Below are 824 nucleotides of genomic sequence, written 5' to 3' on the forward strand. Positions count from 1 at the left end.
TATCTGGCTGGCCGAACGACGCGCCCGCCTCGCCCGTCGATTGGCCGAGGTCGAGCGAAAGGCGGAGACGGACGCGCTGGAAGACGTGCAGCTCAGCTTGGGCAGGCTGCGGATTTCGCCCTTGAAGGCGATTACTCCCGAGGAATCCGATACCGCCCTTGCGCCGCTCTATGCGCATCTGCCCGCGATCCGCATCACCGACCTTCTTGCCGAAGTCGATCGATGGACCGGGTTCAGCCAGTGCTTCACGCATCTGCAAAGTGGCCGTGCCGCGGATGAACCACGTGCGATCCTCACGGCGGTGCTCGCCGATGCCACCAATCTGGGCCATACGCGCATGGCGGAAGCCTGCAATCTCGTGACCCAGCGCCAACTCGGTTGGCTCGCCTCATGGCATCTGCGCGAGGAAACCTACGGTCGCGCGCTCGCCCGGCTTGTCGACGCCCAACACACCGCGCCGCTGGCCGCGCTGTTCGGGTCCGGCACCTCGTCCAGCTCAGACGGTCAGAACTTTCCGCTCGACCGCCGCGCCCAGGCAACCGGCGCAGTCAATCCGCACAAGGGGACAGAGCCGGCTGTCTCCTTTTACAGCCACGTCTCGGATCGCTACGCGCCGTTCCATTCCACAGTTATCTCCGCTTCGGCGAGCGAGGCGGCACAGGTGCTCGACGGGCTGCTCCACCACGGCGCCGATCTGCACATCGAAGAGCATCACGTCGATGGCGGGGGCGTCTCCGACCATGTGTTCGCGCTATGTCATCTGCTTGGGTTCCGGTTCGCGCCGCGTATCCCGAATATCGCCGCACGCCGTTTGCACCTGTTTA

1 protein-coding gene is annotated in these 824 nt (G+C 64.9%); it reads left to right on the forward strand.

What is annotated here, in order from left to right:
* The coding region (locus HKD24_RS15170) for a Tn3 family transposase (RefSeq protein WP_194260971.1) at positions 1–824 on the forward strand (824 nt) is incomplete at both ends.

Origin of the sequence: Gluconobacter vitians, assembly GCF_015244565.1 — a bacterium.
Lineage (GTDB): Bacteria > Pseudomonadota > Alphaproteobacteria > Acetobacterales > Acetobacteraceae > Gluconobacter > Gluconobacter vitians.